This window comes from Pseudomonas sp. PI1, assembly GCF_000812405.1.
Lineage (GTDB): Bacteria > Pseudomonadota > Gammaproteobacteria > Pseudomonadales > Pseudomonadaceae > Pseudomonas > Pseudomonas citronellolis.
Genome location: NZ_JWMC01000068.1, coordinates 1 through 17,915 on the forward strand (window position 1 = coordinate 1; position 17,915 = coordinate 17,915).

Here is a 17,915-nt window from a genome sequence, read left to right on the forward strand (position 1 = left end):
GGTATTCCTCCCCCGTAGGAGCGGACCTTGTCCGCGATTAGCCGGAACCTCCGGCGCGATTCGCGGATGAGATCCGCTCCTACGCTGCCCCACCCGCGTCATTCCATGTAGGAGCGCGCCCTGCGCGCGATTTCGCGGGCAGGGCCCGCTTACAGGTTGCCGGGGGACACGGTATTCCGCTTCTATGCCACCCGCGCCGGCAGCACGTACTGCCACACCGCGATGAAGTGCAGCAGGCTGCCGGCGATCACGAACAGGTGCCAGATGCCGTGCCAGTGGCGGAAGCGCTCGTCGTAGGCGAAGAACAGGATGCCGATGGTGTAGCTGGCCCCGCCGGCCACCAGCCAGGCCAGGCCGCCCGGGCCGAGGGCGCGGTACAGCGGGCCCAGGGCGATCAGCACGATCCAGCCCATCACCGCGTAGATGACGATGGACAGCACCCGCGCCTCGGAGCGCGGCTTGAGCTCCTGCAGCATGCCCAGCACCGCCAGGCTCCAGACGATGCCGAACAGCGTCCAGCCCCAGGCGCCCTTGAGGCTCACCAGGCAGAAGGGCGTGTAGCTGCCGGCGATCAGCAGGTAGATCGACAGGTGGTCGAGCTTGCGCAGGATCGCCTTGGCCCGCCCGCGCACGCTGTGGTAGGTGGTGGAGACGCTGTAGAGCAGCAGCAGGCTGCCGCTGTAGACCGAGACGCCGACTATCTTCAGCGCATCGCCGAGCAGGCTGCTGGCGATCACCAGCCAGGTGCCGCCCACCAGCGCCGCCACGGCGCCGAGCAGGTGGGTCCAGGCATTGAATCGTTCACCGTGGTACACGTTCTCCCCCCTGACGCGACCCAGGCACGGCGGGTCGCCTACCAGGATAAGTTAAAACGAAAAAGCCCGGCTGCAAGCCGGGCTTTCGTACGAAGCGACGAACTCACTTCAGAGCGAGGGTGCCCTTCATCATTGCCGAGTGGCCCGGGAAGCTGCAGAAGAACATGTACTGCTCGCCTTCCTTGAGCTTGGAGACGTCGAAGCTCACCGAGTCTTTCTCGCCGGAGCCGATGATCTTGGTGTGGGCGATCACGCGGGTGTCGCCGTCCTTCAGGTAGTTCTTGTCCAGGCCGGCGGCCATGCCGTCGGCGACCACGCCCTGCATGTCGGCGGCGGTGGTCAGCACCCAGTTGTGGCCCATGACGTTCTTCGGCAGGGCGCCGGGGTGGGACAGGTTCACGGTGAAGGTCTTGCAGCTCTTGTCCACGCTGATGGCGTTGGTGTTGAACTGCATCTGGTCGTTGCCTTGAATGTCCACCGAGCATTCGGCAGCCAGCAGCGGGGCGCTGAACAGACCGAGCAGGGTGACAGCAGCGAGTTTGTGGAACATACGAGCCTCCTGGGCAGGTTGGGCGGAGAATCCGGAACGGCAGACTGCCCGATAGTCGGGCGGCGCCTGCTGATCCAGGTCAATTCGGTGCGGGCGGCGCCATAGTCTTGCCAGCATGCAGTTCTATCAGGCTGATACGAACTTTCAACGAGGCAAATTAGCGCGCCCCGTCCAGCATAGACCGTCACGGATGCCTGACGGAGAGCGTCGCCATGCACGACAAATCGGATACAAACATGTATACAATTTTTCAGCAAGTCCTCGCGTGCTATGCCCAGGGCGCCTGCGGCGGCTAGGTCGGCCATGGCGGCTTGGAGCGCGGACACGCAGCAGTTACTCTGACGACCGTTTTGACGGTCACGGAGTTCCAGACAATGACCTTGCGTTCCATCTGCGTATTCTGCGGCGCCAGCCCCGGTGCCAGCCCCATTTACCGCGAAGCGGCCGAGAGCCTCGGCCGGCACATCGCCGAGCGCGGCCTGCGCCTGGTCTATGGCGGCGGCGCCGTGGGCCTGATGGGCATGGTGGCCGATGCCGCCCTGGCCGCCGGCGGCGAGGTGCTGGGGATCATCCCGCAGAGCCTGAAAGAGGCGGAAATCGGCCACAAGGGCCTGAGCCGCCTGGAAGTGGTCGACGGCATGCACGCGCGCAAGGCGCGCATGGCCGAGCTGAGCGACGCCTTCATCGCCCTGCCCGGCGGCCTGGGCACCCTGGAGGAACTCTTCGAGGTCTGGACCTGGGGCCAGCTGGGCTACCACGCCAAGCCCCTGGGCCTGCTGGAAGTGAACGGCTTCTACGACCCGCTGCTGAGCTTCCTCGACCACCTGGTGCAGGAGCGCTTCGTCCGTGCGGAACACCGCCAGATGCTGCAGCGCGGCGCCACCCCGGCCGAACTGATCGACGCCCTGCAGGCCTGGAAGCCCCTGGCCGCGCCCAAGTGGGTCGACCGCGCGCCGACCTAGCGCCAGCACTCGGCGGTGGCCGGGCTACGCTGCCCCAGGGCGTTGAGCGTCAGGGGGCCGCAGCGGGGGTCGTTGCGCTTTGGCGTGACCTTCAGCAGGTAGCCACCATCGCCATCTTCACCGGCCGACAGCGTCAGGACGTAGCGCCCATTGCGCGAGGTCGCCTGCAGGCCGAGAGAGGCGATTTTTTTATTGTCCACCATATAGCGGCGGTTCTGCGCAAAGAAGCGTTCCTGGCGCGCCGCCGCCTCCATCAGCAGGGCCTGGCCTTCGGCGCGGTCGGAACGCCGCGCGTATTCCACGTAGCTGGGATAGGCGACGCTGGCCAGGATGCCGACGATGACCACGGCGATCATCAGCTCCAGCAGGCTGAAACCCCGCTGCCCGCTCATTCCGATGCCTCCATCTGGCGCCAGCTCTGCCGGCCCGGGCGGATGCCGTCGTAGAAGCGCACCGCCCCTTCGCTGCCGTGGGCGACACCCAGGCCGCTAGACAGGTCGAAGCCGAGGGACGCCCCGCCCAGGCCGCCGGGGAGCAGCATGCCTGCGACCTTGTTGCCGTCGTCACGGTCCCGCGCATCGACCACGCCGTCGTTGTTGTAGTCCAGCGCGTCCGTCAGCGGCGCCCCGCCAGTCAGGGGGTTGAGCGCCAGTAGCCAGGTGCTGACGCCATCCTGGCAGGGGTCGGCGTTCGGCGTCAGGGTGGCGAACAAGGCCAGCCGGCCGCTGCTGGCCGGGTCGGCGACGACCTGCTCACCGGTCTTCGGCAGGTCCAGCAGCCAGCCATGCACGCCGTTGCCGCCCGCGCCGGGCTTCTGCGCAACGGGCGCCCAGGCCAGCGGGTTGCTGCTGAGGCTTCGGTAGCTGTCGGCGATCTTGGTGAACTCCTGGGCCTGGAGCCTGCTGCGCGTCACCGTCGAGTCGTTGCCGCCCTGCTCTCCCGCGACCAGCCGGTCCCATATGCCGTAGAGGCTCATCGCCCGGCTGGTGTCGGCCTCGGCGTCGTGGACCTCGAAGTATTTGCCGGTGCCCAGCAGCGCCAGCACGCCCTGGCCCGAGGGATGGCGGACCAGCCAGGGCGCCGCGGTGATGGGCTGTACCTCGCCCTCTTTGCTCGGAGCAAGAGGGGCAAGGCGGGCGCGGAACAGCGGCCGGCCGGCCAGCCCGACCCGGTAGTCGGAGGCGCTGGCGGAGTCGGGGCCGCCATATCCGCCCTGGCTGGTGGCCTTGTAGAGGTCGAAGCGCCAGAGGTTGCCGAGCAGGTCGCCGGCGTAGGCGTGGTCGACGATGCCGTCGCCGTCCATGTCCGCGGCGCGGGGGCTGGACAGGCCGTTGGCGGCATCGCCGCCCTGGCTCACGTTGAGTTCGCGCAGCAGCGAGCCGGTGGCGATGTCGATCAGGTAGAGCACCGCCATGTCCTGCAGGCCGTCGTAGCCGTTGGCCGCCAGCACCGCCCACTGGCCGCTGTGCAGGCGGGTGATGACCGGGCGCGCCAGGGTATGTCCGAGGCGTGCGAACGGGCCGGCGCCGCCTTCGATCTCCCAGAGCAGCTTCGGCTGCTGCGGGTCGGTGACGTCCAGGGCGAAGAGCGCACGGCCGCCGGCGCCGAGGCCGCCGACCAGCACGGTGCGCCAGGCGCCGTCGAAGAACACGTCTTCGGCGACCAGGGGGCCGTCCACCAGGTAGCGATGCTCCGCAATGGTGTAGCGCGGATCGGTCAACCGGTACATGCCGGCCAGGGCGGGACGGGGCACGAAGGCGAAGACCTCTTCGCCGGTCTCGGCGTCGAAGGCGTGCAGCATGCCGTCGTTGGCGCCGACGTAGATCATGCTGCGCCGCGAGGCCTGCGCCGCCTTGAATTCGCTGTAGGCGTCGTCCCTGCTGCTCAGGCCGTCATTGTCGGGGCTTTCCAGGCGGTCGCGCGGCAGCGCCGGGCGGGACGGCGCCGTCACCAGCAGCGGCGCCGAGTTGACGATGTCGCCGAGCAGCCCGCCGCGCACGCGGAACTCGCTCCCTTCGAGGTCGCGCTTGCCGGCCAGGTACTGTACGCGTGCTTCGCCGCGGGAGTCCTGGTCGCCGGAGAGCGTCTGGTTGAAGACGCGCCGCTGCCCGCTGTCGAGGTTGCTCCAGGCGAAGTCCACCAGGCTCTTGCCCTTGCCCATGAGTACCCGCCGCGGGTTCTTGCGCGCGTCGAGCAGCGCCTTGGCGCTCCACAGCTGCTGCCGGCCGGCGTTCGCCGGTTGCAGGTACTTGACCAGGTCGCCGCTCCAGTCCTCGCTGGAGAAGGAGGCGACGTAGACATGCGCCTGGTCCTTCACCTCGCCGGCCGCCACCGCCGGCCGCGCCGCCGAGGCCGCACGGTTGACGATGCGCGAGAGGATGCTGGCGAAGGCGTCGACCATCTGCTGCGGGTCCTCGGCGCTGAAGAACTCGCCGCGGGAGTTGATCGCCGCGTGCCAGAGGTCGTAGACGTTGTTTTCATGATCGGAGCTCGCTGGCGGCCAGGCGATGCTGCCATTGGCCAGGCCCTGGTAGCCGGCCCCCTCGAAGGTGCCGCCGGACCATTGCGGGCTGAGCAGCGAGTGCCCCAGGCCCAGGCCCATGGTGAAAGTCACCAGGTGCTGCCAGGTCGCCGGGTTGTTGCGCGGGTCCCAGTATTGCCGGGTGGCATCCGCCTGGGCGAAGGGAACGTAGGGCTTCAGCTCGTTGGCAAGGTCCGTGCGCGCATCGGTGGCCCAGTAGTGGAAGGCCAGGTCGGCCAGGGTGTTCTTCGCCCCGTCCTTGAAGGGCGAGCGGGCCGCATAGTGAGCGCCGTCCGGCAACGTCCTGCCACTACCATCGACGTTGCCGCCCACCGAGCCCGCCCTGCCGTTCCACAGCCCATCGGTCATCATCAGGTGATAGCTGGGGCGACAGGTGAATTTCGGCTCTTTCTTGCCGCCGGGCTCGAAGTCGTAGGCTGGGCCGTCCTCGTCGGCGATGAATTTGCCGGCCCGGTCCAGCGCCTGGCGCAGAGGCGTACCGCCGCTGAACCTGACGCTCGACAGCCAGTGGAAGAAATCCGCGCGGTGCTTCTTGGCGAATGGACGAAACGGGTTGCCACCGCTGTAGCTGATGCCGTTGCACCCCCACTGCCCGTCGAGCTGGCTGCAGCCGTTCAAATCCTGCCAGGTCAGCCGGATGGACTCGGGCAGGCTGTTGAAGGCCAGGTTGGCGGCGCTCTGGGTGGCCAGGGCGCGGTTGCGGTAGAAGGCGTACCAGATGGCGAAGTTCTCCCGTTCGTCCTCGCCGTTCGGGCCGGAGTTCGCGCCGACCTTGACCAGTTTGTAGCACTTGTCGTCGGTCGAGGACGCCGAGCAGCCGCTCAGGCTCGCGTCGAACCTGTAGTAGTAGGCCGGCACACCATGCTGGGTAAGGTCCACCGTGGAGGTGCCTGCGAGCACATTGTAACTACAGGGAACCCACCTGCCGTTGAGATGCCCATCGCACGAGAACCACCCCGTGCGCTTGATCTCCAGCCTAAGGCCGGGAGCGAGGTCACCATCCCAGGTCTGCCCGGTGGACAGCGAAGCGCTGCGCTTGAAGTCGCTTTCGGGATTCTTCGTCTGCTCGAGATCGCTCGACGAATCCGGAGAATAACGCCAGGTCACCCGGTACTCATTGGCCAGGTCGATCGTCTCGCGTCTTTCATCGAAGCCGTTACGCCTGACCCGGGTGAAATCGAAACCACCGCCCTGGCTGACGGGGTATTCGCGCACCGTCAGTCGACCGTTGCTGAAGGTGACCTGCTTCGGCACCCGGTAGGTCAGTTGGGGGTTGTAGTACATCGGGTTGTAGCTGGCCGCCTTGGCTCGACGACTATCGGCGTGCTTACCGATGGCATCGGGAACGTAAGCCATGTGCATGCTGCCGGAACTGTCCATCGTCAGGATCAGGTTCGGCGCCACCGTCTGGCTGAGGAACAGCGGCTGCTGGCTGATGTGCAGCTTATCGGCGCTCGCCGGCATAGCCAGCCAGGCCGCTGCCAGGCCGAGGAAGAGACGGGGGTAGTGGCGGCGAAGGCTCATCGGTTTTCCTCAGTTCACGTAGCGCCGGGCGAAGACCGATTGCAGGAGCACCGGCGTGCGCCCGTCATCGCTCCCGGCATAGACGTCGGCGTAGTAGTAGTCGGTGCGCAGCTGCGGCTCGTCGAGGTTGCCCAGGTTCAGGCCGTCGCCATCGCTGGCGAAGTAGGCGGCGTGCTGGCGCAGCGTCCGGTCGAAGCCGCTCTGGCCGTCGGCGCCGCGGTAGTCGATGGCGTTCTGCGCCTTTCCCCACCACGCACCCGGATCGCTGCTCCAGCTCCACTGCCAGGCGCCCTGCTCGTCGACGCGCCGCACGCTGTCCACCTGCAGCACGCAGAGGCCCTGGCGCCCGGCGCAACTGGCGCCGCGCAGGTCGTCGCCGCCGGCGATATCCGCCAAGCGCCGCTCGACGTTGCGCAAGGCCGATTCGGCCGCGTTGAAGGCGCGCACCTGTTCCGCGCGGTTGCCGGCCAGGCGGAACTCCAACTGGCTGGCGGAGATGCCGGACAGGGCCAGCACGGTCATCAGCAGCAGCATGACCAGCGCCACGACGAGCACGGCGCCGCCCTGGGCCGTTGCGCTTGCACGGACATTCATGGCTTCAGGTTCCTCTGGGCGATGGCGGCGAAGGCGATCTGCAACGGACGGGTGTCGCTGGCGGCGATGGCGGGGGCTCGGCCACTCAGCGCCTGCCAGTCGTTGCGCACCCCGCTGACGATGCCGTCGCCCTGGCCGCCCTTGCCGGCGAACAGCAGGTACAGGCCGACCTGCTGTACTTGCTCGGTGCTGTCGGCCAGCGGCTGGAAGCTGAAATCCACCATGTCCTCGACCAGCACGCTGGCGGAACCGGGGCCGCTTCCCCCTTCGACGAAGGAAGTGCAAGTCAGCTTTCCGGCGTTGCTGTCCAGCGCCAGGTGGGCGACCACGTTGAGCGGTTTCGTCGAGAAAGGCAGCGACGCGCCGCTGCAGTCCGCCTCTTGCGCCTCCAGGCCACGCTGGTAGCGCACGCACAAGGCCGCGCTCCTGTTGCCCTGGGCCAGGGCCAGCGTCTGCCCGGCGGCGAAAGCCGGACAGCCATGGACGGCTCCCCGTGCCGGGAAGGCTTCCTCGGCTATTTGCGCCTGGGGCCTGGCCCGGTAGCCGGCGCGTGCCACCAGGCGCTCGATGGAGTGGGTGGCGAAACGGGCATTGCCCTGGTTGGCCAGTTGGCCGAACTGGAACTGGGCGTGGCGCTTCTGGTCGAGGAACAACTGGGTGACACCGATGATCAGCACGCTGCCGAGCAGCAGCGCCACCATCAGTTCGACCAGCGACAGGCCCCGCTGGCCATGCTGCAGATGGGAGGCTCTCATTTCACAGCTCCGCGCGCAGCACGTAGCTGCACACGCCCCCGTCGCACATTTTCGAACGCTTGTCGGCCCAGGCGACGCGGATCATCACCAGGGAACCGGCGTCGGAACAGGCTTCGCCCGAAGCGCTGCGGCAGACCGCGAACTCCTTCGTCAGGAGGTCCGCGGTCACCGGCAGCAAGCGCTCGATCCGGCCACGCCAGCAGCCGAGGTCGGCGGTGGCGACGCCGTCGCCACCGCTACCGCGCTGCCGTGTCCCGCAGTTGTCTGGTATGGCTGGAAAGACGGACTTCTCGGCCTTGAAATACTTCGACTCGCCGTTCAATTGCCCCGTCGCGTCGAGCACCGCGTCGCGGTTGCTGCGCATCATCTCCAGCAGGTCGTGGGCGAGCATCACTGCGTTGCCCTGCAGGATGGCCGCCTGGGTGTTCTGCACCGCCTGCGACTGCAGGGCGAGCATGCCCAGGCCGCCCACCGTCAGCACCAGCAGCGCCACCAGCACCTCGATCAGGCCGACGCCCGCGCATGCGGCCCTCATGAGCAGCCTCCACTGGCCGGCAAGGCTATCTGCCCGCTGGCGAGGATGCGGATGCGCTGGCAGGTCGCGCCGTCCACGGCCGGGCAGATGCTGATGCAGGTCGCGTTGCCGCCCAGGCGCCCATCGGCGCGGAAGACGATGCTGTTAGCAGCGCTGGCCAGGACGACGGTATCACGCAGCGTCACCTGCCGCAGGCTGGTGCTGCCGGCCGTCACCGTCAGAGTCCCGCGCCAGGTACTGCCCTGGGCCGGCTTCAGTGTGACGGAGCGCCCGCGGCTGGCCGCCTCGCTGCGGGTATAGAGCAGCAGCGCATACAGCTCCTGGGCGGCGCCCTGCACCTGCTGGCTGCGTACCAGTTGGGTGAAGCCGGGTACCGCGATGGCGAGGGTGATGGCCAGCACGGCCAGGGTGATGAGCAGCTCGATCAGGCTGAAAGCGGCGAAACGGGAATGGCGTGGCATCGGGCCCCCGGGCGATGAAGACGGCGACCGGCGCGGGAAGCGTCGGTCGAGGTCCACCCAGGGTGCGCTTGTCGACGGGGGGAATATGCAGGATGAATCGCCAGCTTCGGCGGGGCCTCCCCACTCGCGGGAAGGTGAAATTTCCTATGGCGGCAGGAAAGCTCCTGCGCACTCACCGGCTGTCGAGGATTGACGACCGCCCATCCCCAACGGCGTAGGAAAACGCATTCGGAAGCACCAGGGGCACCCTTGCGGTGCCCCTGTGTGTGGCGCGGCGATCAGTTGGCGGATTGCTGCTGCACGATGATGGTCTGCGCCGGCATCGGCGCCGGGAAGCCGGTGCCCAGGGCTTCCTTGATGGTGCGGTTGGTGTCGAAGTAGACCTGCCAGTAGTTGTCGTTGTGGCAGTACGGGCGCACCGCCAGCACCGGGCCGACCAGGTTGAACTCGAGGATCTCCACCTCCACCGGCGGCTCGTCGAGCACGTTGGGGATCTGCGCGATGCGCTCCTTGAGCAGGGCCGTGGCGGCCGCGTAGTCGGCGGCGCCGGACAACTGGGCCTTGAGTTCGACGCGGCGGAAGGGGTTGTGGCTGTAGTTCTGGATGGTGTCGCCGAAGACCTTGTTGTTGCCCACCAGGGTCAGCACGTTGTCCGGGGTGTTGATGGCGGTGGAGAACAGGCCGATCTCCTTGACCGTGCCGGTGACGCCGGCGGCGGTGATGAAATCGCCGACCTTGAACGGCCGCAGGACGATGATGAAGCCGCCGGCGGCGAGGTTGGCCAACAGCCCCGACCAGGCCATGCCGATGGCCACGCCGGCCGCGGCGATTAGCGCCGCCAGGCTGGTGGTCTGCACGCCGAAGTAGCCGAGAATGCCGATCACCAGGACGATGTTGAGGGTCACGGTGATGAAGGAGCCGACGTAGCGCAGCAGCGTCGGGTCGACGCTCTGCCGGGCCAGGGCCCGCTCGACCATGCCCACCGCCAGGCCGATCAGCCAGCGGCCGATCACCCAGAAGGCGATGGCGGCGAGGATCTTGATGCCGAAGGCCAGGGCGTACTGCTGCACCAGCGACCAGATTTCGTTGAACTTCTCCGTACCCACGTTGACGATGTTCGTGTCGCCCATGGCCTGGCCCATCCGTTGATTGGGAAATGACCAGGGAAAAGCTAGCACGCCGTTTGCGGCTTGCCCGGCGGGTGGGGTTGCCAGGAGCAACTAACTTGCCGGCTGCGCAGAGGCGCTTTTCGTAGGATGGGTTGAGCTTGCGAAACCCATGCGGCCTTGGTGATGGGTATCGCTTCGCTCAACCCATCCTACGACGGCGTTTCTCCTGCACCACCCTCACCCCAACCCTCTCCCGCAAGCGGGAGAGGGGGCTGTCCTGAGCGGGTGGGGAATCCGAGGTCGTCCTGGTACACCTGGCTACGAACAGCGCTTGCCCGTAGGGCGCAAGATCGTAGCGGACCTTGTCCACGATAGCCGGAACCACCGGCGCGATTCGCGGATGAGATCCGCTCCTACGCTGCCCCACCCACGCCATTCCCCTGCGCGCGTTTCGCGGGCAGGGCCCGCTCCTACAGGCTGACGCCGAACCTCCAGCCCACGCCGAACGGCCCCCTCTCCCTCCGGGAGAGGGCTGGGGTGAGGGAGCGGAGTCAACCGGATACACAGCAGCCACCCGCAAGCACCGTTCGCGAGCAAGCTCGCTCCCACAGGCTGGCGCCGAACTTCCAGCCCACGCCGAACGGCCCCCTCTCCCTCAGGGAGAGGGCTGGGGTGAGGGAACGGAGTCAACCGGACACGCAGCAGCCACCCGCAAGCACCGTTCGCGAGCAAGCTCGCTCCCACAGGCTGACGCCGAACCTCCAGCCCACGCCGAACGGCCCCCTCTCCCTCCGGGAGAGGGCTGGGGTGAGGGAGCGGAGTCAACCGGATACACAGCAGCCACCCGCAAGCACCGTTCGCGAGCAAGAACTAGGCGTCCCCCTCGATCCTACGGAGAGCACCTCGGAGCCTGGCCTTGGCCGCTCTGCTACACCGCCAGCTCCCAATGCGGCATCACCGTCACCCGCACTTCCGGGTCGTGGCTGCCGCCGCCGAGGATCACCCCGCGCAGCGGCGAGACGTCGGCGAAGTCGCGGCCCCAGGCCAGGGTGATGTGTTCCAGGGCCGGGAGGATGTTGTTGGTGGGGTCGAAGTCCACCCAGCCGTTGGCCGGGCAGTACAGCGAGACCCAGGCGTGGGAGGCGTCGGCGCCGATCAGGCGGGGCTGGCCGGGTGGCGGGCGGGTCAGCAGGTAGCCGCTGACGTAGCGTGCCGCCAGGCCGCGCGAGCGCAGGCAGGCGAGCATCAGGTGGGCGAAGTCCTGGCACACGCCGCGGCGGCGCTCCAGTACTTCGGTCAGGGGCGTCGCCACCTGGGTGGCTTCGGCGTCGAAGGCGAATTCGTCGAAGATTTTCTGCATCAGCGCCGCGGCGCCTTCCAGCAGCGGCCGGCCGGCGGGGAAGCAGTCGGCGGCGAATTCGGCGAACTGGCGCTTGATGCGCACATAGGGCGATTCCATGCGGAAGCGGCAGGCTTCCAGTTCCTGCGCCGACAGGGCGCGGCCGCTGAAGGCCAGGTCGGCGGCCACTTGTTCCCAGGCCGGCGAGGCGTGCAGCGGCGGGCGCGGCAGCACTTCGATCTGCAGGCGGGCGTTCACCTGCAGTTCGTCGTGGGGCCGTTCGAAGGCCAGGCGCGTCAGCGGGTTGCCGAAGACGTCGAAGCCGTCGCTGCGCTGGGTGGGCACGGGTTCGATCTGCAGTTCGCGGCCCAGGCAACGCTGCCGCGGGCAGTCGCGCGGCCACAGGTGCAGCAGTTGCTGCGACAGCGACACCGGCGCGGCATAGCGGTAGCGGGTGTCGTGGAACACCTGGTAGCGCGCCACCGGCGCGGGCGTTGGGGAAAGCTGGGCTTCGGCCATCAGGTGGATACCGTGCGCTGGCTGATGTCGTCGACGTGGGCGAAGTAGCGCAGGCCGAGGCGGTCGGATGCCTGGCCGGCGCCCTGGGCCAGTTCGCGCAGCAGGCGCGCCAGGCCGGCGAGCACTTCGTCCTGCCCGGCGCTGCCGAACAGCGGGTTCTCCAGGGTGGCGAAGTCGAAGGCCAGCAGGCGCGCGGTGAGCAGCGCCAGTTCCTGCTCGCGGGGCATGCCGAATTCCTGATGCAGGCGTTCCAGGGAGCGCTCCAGGGCCTGCAGCTGGAAGTACAGGGCGTGGGGATTCTGCTCGTGCAGCAACAGCAGGTCGAGCACCGGGATCAGCTGCGGCCCGGCGAGGTAGCGCGAGCGGTAGGTGATGGTGCTGTTGCCCAGCTCCAGCAGCCATTCCAGGGCGCCCGGGTCCCAGGCCGCGCCGCCGTCGAGGAAGCCGGCGATGGCGTCGGCGAAGAACTGGATGCGCTCGATGCGCCGGCCGATCATCAGGAAGCGCCAGCCGTCGTCGCGGGTCATGTCGTCGAGGGCGAAGCCGGACAGCGCGGCCAGGGACATCAGCAGGCGGTTGAGGAAGTCCAGGGCGTCGCCCAGTTCGGTGTCGCGCGCGTCCAGCGCCTGCAGGTCGCGCTGCAGTTCCATCAGCGCCAGCCAGTTCTCCCGCGACAGGCGCCCGCGCACCTGGGCGGCGGCCCAGTGCAGGCGGCGCAGGTTGGCGCAGAGGCTGTTGCTCCAGTGCTCGTCCAGCAGGGCCGCCAGCAGGCGCTGCTCCAGCGGCGCCTCGCCCCGGGGGATCAGGCCCATGGCGCCGGCCAGGTCCAGCGCGCTGCGCAGGGCCTGCTCGTCGCCATCGGCATCGACGTAGCGCGACAGCACCACGCGCAGCAGCCGGGCGTTGTCGTCGCAGCGCTCGGCGTAGCGGCCGAACCAGTAGAGGTTTTCCACCACCCGCGAGGGCAGGTACGGGTCCTGCCGGATCAGGTCGCGCGCGCCTATGTTGCGCGGCCGCAGCGGCTCGCCGTGGACCGGGCGGTCGGCCAGCACCCAGGTGTCCTTGCTGGCCCCGCCGCGCTGCATGGAGACCACTTCGGCGTCCGCCGCCGAGGCCACCCGCGTCAGGCCGCCGGGCATCACCCAGTAGCGGCCGTCGCTGGCGGCCACGGCGAACACGCGCATGCCGATGGCGCGCGATTGCAGTTCGCCGCGCGCGCCGGCCTGCTGCCACACCGGCGCCTGGGACAGCTGCGCCTGGCGCTGCGCCACGTAGGCGTGGGGCTGCGCGCGCAGGCGCTGGCACAGCTCGGTGCGGGCCGCCGGGCCCAGGGTGTGGCCGAACAGCGGCTCGAAGCTCTGCGAGGGGAAGGCCGGCTTGATGACCAGGCGCGCCAGCTCGCCCAGCGCCATGTCCAGGGCGCCCGGTTCGCCGCACCAGTGGGTCTGCACCGCCGGCAGCAGCAGGTCTTCGCCGAACAGCCGGCGGCTGGCCGCCGGCAGGAAGCCCAGCAGCCCCGGCGATTCCAGCACGCCGCTGCCCAGGGCGTTGGCCACCAGCACGCGGCCGCGGCGCACGGCGTCGAGCAGGCCGGGCACGCCGAGGGCGGAGTCGGTGCGCAGTTCCAGCGGGTCGCAGAAGTCGTCGTCCAGGCGCCGCAGCACCGCGTGCACGCGCTTCAGGCCGCCGAGGGTCTTGAGGTAGAGGGTGGCGTCGCGCACCGTCAGGTCGTGGCCTTCCACCAGCGGGAAGCCCAGCTGGCGCGCCAGGTACAGGTGCTCGAAGTAGGTTTCGTTGAAGCGCCCCGGGGTCAGCAGCACCACCAGCGGCGTCTCGCCGTCGGCCGGGGCGCAGTGGGCGAGGGTTTCCTGCAGGGTGCGGAAGTAACCGGCCAGGTACTGCACGCGCAGTTCGCGGTACAGCTCCGGCAGGGCGCGGGAGATGATCTGCCGGTTCTCCAGCGCGTAGCCGGCGCCCGAGGGCGCCTGGGTGCGGTCGGCGAGCACGTGCCAGCGGCCGTCGGCGTCGCGCGCCAGGTCCACGGCATAGCTGTGCAGGTAGATGCCGCCGGGCACCGGCAAACCGCCGCAGGGCCAGAGGAAGTTGGGGTGGCCGTAGACCAGTTCGGTGGGCAGCACGCCCTCGGCGAGCAGGCGCTGCTCGCCGTAGAGGTCGGCCAGCACCGCGTTGAGCAGCCGCCCGCGCTGCGCCACGCCGGCGGCGATGCCGGCCCATTCCTCGGCGGACAGCAGGTTGGGCAGCAGGTCCAGCTCCCAGGGGCGGTCGGCGCCCTTGGGGTCGGCGTAGACGTTGTAGGTCACGCCGTTTTCCTGGATCTGCCGCGCCAGCAGGGCCTGGCGCTGCTCCAGCTGCGCGGCGCTGGCGCGTTCCAGGCGCTGGACCAGGCGTTGCCAGTGCGGGCGCACGCCGCCCGCGGCGTCCAGCAGTTCGTGGTATGCCGTGGCGGACAGCGGGTAGTGGGCGAGCAACTCGGACATCAGGGACTCGGCGTGCAAGGCGGCCTGTTCACTTTAGCGGGCGGCGGCGCTCATGTCCGCCGCAGGTCGAGGGTCATCGGCAGTTCGGCGTCGGCGCGCGGCGCCTCCACGTTCAGCTTGCCGGGCGTGTGGCCGTGGCGGAAGAAGCGCGCCAGGCGCCGGCTCTCGGCTTCGTAGGCGTTCACCGGGAAGCTGTCGTAGCTGCGCCCGCCGGGGTGGCTGACGTGGTACTGGCAACCGCCGAGGGAGCGCTGCATCCAGGTGTCGACGATGTCGAAGACCAGCGGCGCCTGTACGCCGATGGTCGGCTGCAGGCAGGACGCCGGCTGCCAGGCGCGGTAGCGCACCGCGGCGACGTATTCGCCGACCTGGCCGGTGGGCCGCAGCGGCACCGGGCGACCGTTGCAGGTGACCACGTAGCGGTCCGGGGCCATGCCGGCAACCTTCAGTTGCACGCGCTCCAGGGACGAGTCCACGTAGCGCACGGCGCCGCCGGGGGCGCCCTCCTCGCCCAGCACGTGCCAGGGCTCCAGGGCCTGGCGCAGTTCCAGGTCGATGCCCTTCACCGCGTAGTCGCCGTATTTCGGGAAGCGGAATTCGAAATGCGGGGCGAACCAGTCGCTGCGCAGCGGGTAGCCGAAGGCGTTGAGTTCGTGGACCACGTCGGCGAAGTCCTGCTCGACGAAGTGCGGCAGCAGGAAGCGGTCGTGCAGCTCGGTGCCCCAGCGCACCAGCTTCGGCGGCGTGTAGGGCTCGGCCCAGAAGCGCGCCACCAGGGCCCGCAGCAGCAGTTGCTGGGCCAGGCTCATGCGCGCGTGGGGCGGCATTTCGAAGGCGCGCAGTTCCAGCAGGCCGAGGCGACCGCTGGCGCTGTCCGGCGAGTACAGCTTGTCGATGCAGAATTCGGCGCGGTGGGTGTTGCCGCTGACGTCCACCAGCAGGTTGCGCAGCAGGCGGTCGACCAGCCACGGCGGGCAGTCGGCGCCCGGCTCGGGCATCTGGGCGAAGGCGATCTCCAGTTCGTAGAGCGCGTCGTTGCGCGCCTCGTCCACCCGCGGCGCCTGGGAGGTCGGGCCGATGAACAGGCCGGAGAACAGGTAGGACAGCGAGGGGTGGTTGTGCCAGTAGCTGACCAGGCTGCGCAGCAGGTCCGGGCGGCGCAGGAAGGGCGAGTCCGCCGGGGTGGCGCCGCCGAGGACGAAGTGGTTGCCGCCGCCGGTGCCGACGTGGCGGCCGTCGACCATGAACTTCTCGCTGGACAGCCGCGACTGGCGCGCCGCCTCGTAGAGGAATTCGGTGCGCTCGACCAGTTCGTCCCAGTTCGCCGAGGGGTGGATGTTCACTTCGATCACGCCCGGGTCGGGGGTGACGCGGAAGTTGCTCAGGCGCGGGTCGGCCGGCGGCTCGTAGCCTTCCAGCAGCACCGGGCAGCCCAGTTCGCCGGCGGTGGCCTCGATGGCGGCGACCAGCTCCAGGTAGGCCTCCAGCTCCGCCAGCGGGGGCATGAACAGGTACAGCCGGCCTTCGCGCGGCTCGGCGCACAACGCGGTGCGGGTGATCCAGCCGGCGGACTGGTGCAGCAGCGGCTGGCGCGTGGCGTCCGGGCCGCCGGGCATGCGCTCGCGTACCTGTTGCAGTTGCGCGGCGCGGCGCAGCGGTGGGCGCGGCTGGCTGGGGTCGGCCGGGTTGACGTAGGGGTAGTCGGCCTCGCTGGCCCAGGGCTGCGAGTCCAGCGGCAGGCGGTAGCCCAGCGCCGAGTCGCCGGGGACCAGCCGGCAGTGCTCGCCACGGAGGAACCAGCGGCTGCTTTCCCAGGCGTCGCCGGCGGCGCTGCGCGCCAGAGGCAGCACATGGCCGACCTCCTCGCCCAGGCCGCGCTCGAACACCCGGCACAGGCGTTCGCGCTCCAGCGGGTCGGCCAGGCGCGGGTCTTCCGGGGTGACGTTGCTGGGTAGCCGGCGCTCGCGCCAGAGGTAGTAGAACCAGTCTTCGTAGGCGGCGAACAGGGTGTCGCCGGCCAGGCCCAGGCGCCCGGCGAGGCGGCGCAGGAAGCGTGCGGCCAGGGCGGCGTCGGCGCCGTAGCTGCGGCCCTCCTCGGCGTAGAGCATGGGGTTGTTCCACAGCGGCTCGCCGTCGCGCCGCCAGTAGCAGTTGAGCGCCCAGCGCGGCAGTTGCTCGCCCGGGTACCACTTGCCCTGGCCGAAGTGCACCAGGCCCCTGGGCGCGTAGTGGCGGCGCAGGCGGTGGAACAGCTCGGCGGCCAGCCGGCGCTTGTTCGGGCCCAGGGCGGCGGTGTTCCACTCGGGGTCGTCGGGGTAGTCGATGGCGATAAAGGTCGGCTCGCCGCCCATGGTCAGGCGCACGTCCTGTTCGGCGAGGTCGGCGTCGATGCGCGAACCCAATTCGCGGATCGCCTGCCACTGTTCCTCGCTGTAGGGCTTGGTCACCCTCGGCGCTTCCCACACGCGCTCCACGCGCATCTGGTGGCTGAACTGCACCTCGCATTCCTCCAGCGCGCCGGTGATCGGCGCCGCCGAGGACGGCTCGGGGCTGCAGGCCAGGGGGATGTGGCCCTCGCCGGCGAACAGCCCGGAGGTCGGGTCCAGCCCCACCCAGCCGGCGCCGGGCAGGTAGACCTCGGCCCAGGCGTGCAGGTCGGTGAAGTCCACTTCGGTGCCGCTGGGGCCGTCCAGGGCCTTCTGGTCGGCGCTGAGCTGGATCAGGTAGCCGGAGACGAAGCGCGCCGCCAGGCCCAGGTGGCGCGCCAGCTGCACCAGCAACCAGGCCGAGTCGCGGCAGGAGCCGGAGGCCAGCTCCAGGGTCTGCTCGGGCGTCTGCACGCCGGGTTCCATGCGGATGAGGTAGCGCACGTCGCCGGCCAGGCGCTGGTTCAGCGCGACCAGGAAGTCCACGGTGGGGCTGGCGTCGCGCGGCACCGCGGCGAGGTATTCGGCGAACCGCGGGCTGGCCGGCTGGCGCGCGAGGTAGGGCGCCAGCTCGCGCTGCTCGTCGGCGCCGTAGGAGAAGGGGAACTGCTCGGCGTAGGGCTCGAGGAAGAAGTCGAAGGGGTTGAACACCGCCATCTCGGCGACCAGGTCCACCTCCACCCGCAGTTCCTCGGTCTTCTCCGGGAACACCAGGCGCGCCAGGTAGTTGCCCTGCGGGTCCTGCTGCCAGTTGATGAAGTGCTTGCCCGGGGCGACCTTCAGCGAATAGCCGAGGATGCGCGTGCGGCTGTGCGGCGCCGGGCGCAGGCGCACCAGTTGCGGGCCGAGGTTCACGGCGCGGTCGTAGCGGTAGTGGGTGACGTGCTGCAAGGCGACATGGATCGACACGGCGGGCCTCCTGCGGGCCTGGGCGACACAGCTTCCGCGCAAGTCCCGTGCCAGCCGCCAGGGGCCGTGGAACGGGCTGCGCACGGGCGCCGGGCACCATGGCGGGGCCAGGGGGCGCATGCCGGGCATGGGGGCGCACGGAAATGGGGCGCCGGTGGGGGATAGCCTAGACGGTGGGGTGGTCTTTCGTAGGAGCGAGCTTGCTCGCGAAGGGGGAATTGCCTGGGGGTTTGGTGTTGGGCTGTAGAGCGCCCTCTCCCCAGCCCTCGGCTGCGCGCCCCGCCCTGAAGGGAGAGGGGGCTTGTCCGTGCCGAGAGAAGGAATGGTTTCAGCCGGAAACCGACGGGGCTGCCGGCTAACTCCAGAACACCCAGCCC

13 protein-coding genes are annotated in these 17,915 nt (G+C 69.3%); 1 reads left to right on the forward strand and 12 read right to left on the reverse strand.

All coding sequences use genetic code 11. The annotated features are described in order from the left end of the window. Positions 1-182 precede the first annotated feature (182 nt). Entirely contained in the window at positions 183-815 is a 633-nt protein-coding gene (gene trhA, locus RN02_RS21995) for a PAQR family membrane homeostasis protein TrhA (RefSeq protein WP_043268620.1), read from the reverse strand. A 103-nt stretch (positions 816-918) separates the two neighbouring features. Continuing rightward, the gene (azu, locus tag RN02_RS22000) at positions 919-1,365 is read right to left on the reverse strand and encodes an azurin (RefSeq protein ID WP_009613416.1); all 447 of its coding nucleotides are present in this window, start codon (positions 1,363-1,365) and stop codon (positions 919-921) included. Positions 1,366-1,739: 374 nt separating this feature from the next. Between azu and RN02_RS22005 the strand changes: the two genes are divergently transcribed. After that, the gene (locus RN02_RS22005) at positions 1,740-2,327 is read left to right on the forward strand and encodes a TIGR00730 family Rossman fold protein (RefSeq protein ID WP_043316848.1); all 588 of its coding nucleotides are present in this window, start codon (positions 1,740-1,742) and stop codon (positions 2,325-2,327) included. Here the strand turns inward: RN02_RS22005 and RN02_RS22010 are convergent. The 10 genes from RN02_RS22010 to RN02_RS22055 form a co-directional block, all read right to left on the reverse strand. Further along, positions 2,324-2,719, reverse strand: a complete 396-nt coding sequence (locus tag RN02_RS22010) for a type IV pilin protein (protein WP_043316851.1) — start codon at positions 2,717-2,719, stop codon at positions 2,324-2,326. The two genes, RN02_RS22005 and RN02_RS22010, sit on opposite strands and share 4 nt — an antisense overlap. Next, positions 2,716-6,393, reverse strand: coding sequence for a pilus assembly protein (locus RN02_RS22015; RefSeq protein WP_052267795.1), 3,678 nt, complete (start codon positions 6,391-6,393; stop codon positions 2,716-2,718). Before RN02_RS22015 ends, RN02_RS22010 begins: the two co-directional genes overlap by 4 nt. 9 nt (positions 6,394-6,402) lie before the next feature. Further along, positions 6,403-6,987: a pilus assembly PilX family protein gene (locus RN02_RS31740; protein WP_009613422.1), complete on the reverse strand. Its 585-nt coding sequence runs from the start codon at positions 6,985-6,987 to the stop codon at positions 6,403-6,405. Further along, entirely contained in the window at positions 6,984-7,742 is a 759-nt protein-coding gene (locus RN02_RS31745; protein WP_009613424.1) for a PilW family protein, read from the reverse strand. Before RN02_RS31745 ends, RN02_RS31740 begins: the two co-directional genes overlap by 4 nt. Before the next feature lies 1 nt (position 7,743). Continuing rightward, positions 7,744-8,277, reverse strand: coding sequence for a type IV pilus modification protein PilV (gene pilV / locus RN02_RS22030; protein WP_043268616.1), 534 nt, complete (start codon positions 8,275-8,277; stop codon positions 7,744-7,746). Further along, positions 8,274-8,738 carry a GspH/FimT family pseudopilin gene (locus RN02_RS22035; RefSeq protein WP_052267796.1) on the reverse strand — a complete coding sequence of 155 codons (465 nt, stop codon included), beginning with the start codon at positions 8,736-8,738 and terminating at the stop codon, positions 8,274-8,276. The genes pilV and RN02_RS22035 overlap by 4 nt, the downstream gene beginning before the upstream one ends. Positions 8,739-9,016: 278 nt before the next feature. Continuing rightward, positions 9,017-9,868: a mechanosensitive ion channel family protein gene (locus RN02_RS22040; protein WP_043269128.1), complete on the reverse strand. Its 852-nt coding sequence runs from the start codon at positions 9,866-9,868 to the stop codon at positions 9,017-9,019. A 907-nt stretch (positions 9,869-10,775) separates the two neighbouring features. Further along, positions 10,776-11,705, reverse strand: a complete 930-nt coding sequence (locus tag RN02_RS22045) for a transglutaminase family protein (protein ID WP_152623805.1) — start codon at positions 11,703-11,705, stop codon at positions 10,776-10,778. After that, positions 11,705-14,203: a circularly permuted type 2 ATP-grasp protein gene (locus tag RN02_RS22050; RefSeq protein ID WP_043317008.1), complete on the reverse strand. Its 2,499-nt coding sequence runs from the start codon at positions 14,201-14,203 to the stop codon at positions 11,705-11,707. Before RN02_RS22050 ends, RN02_RS22045 begins: the two co-directional genes overlap by 1 nt. Positions 14,204-14,253: 50 nt before the next feature. Beyond that, positions 14,254-17,538 carry a transglutaminase family protein gene (locus RN02_RS22055; RefSeq protein WP_043316854.1) on the reverse strand — a complete coding sequence of 1,095 codons (3,285 nt, stop codon included), beginning with the start codon at positions 17,536-17,538 and terminating at the stop codon, positions 14,254-14,256. Positions 17,539-17,915 lie beyond the last annotated feature (377 nt).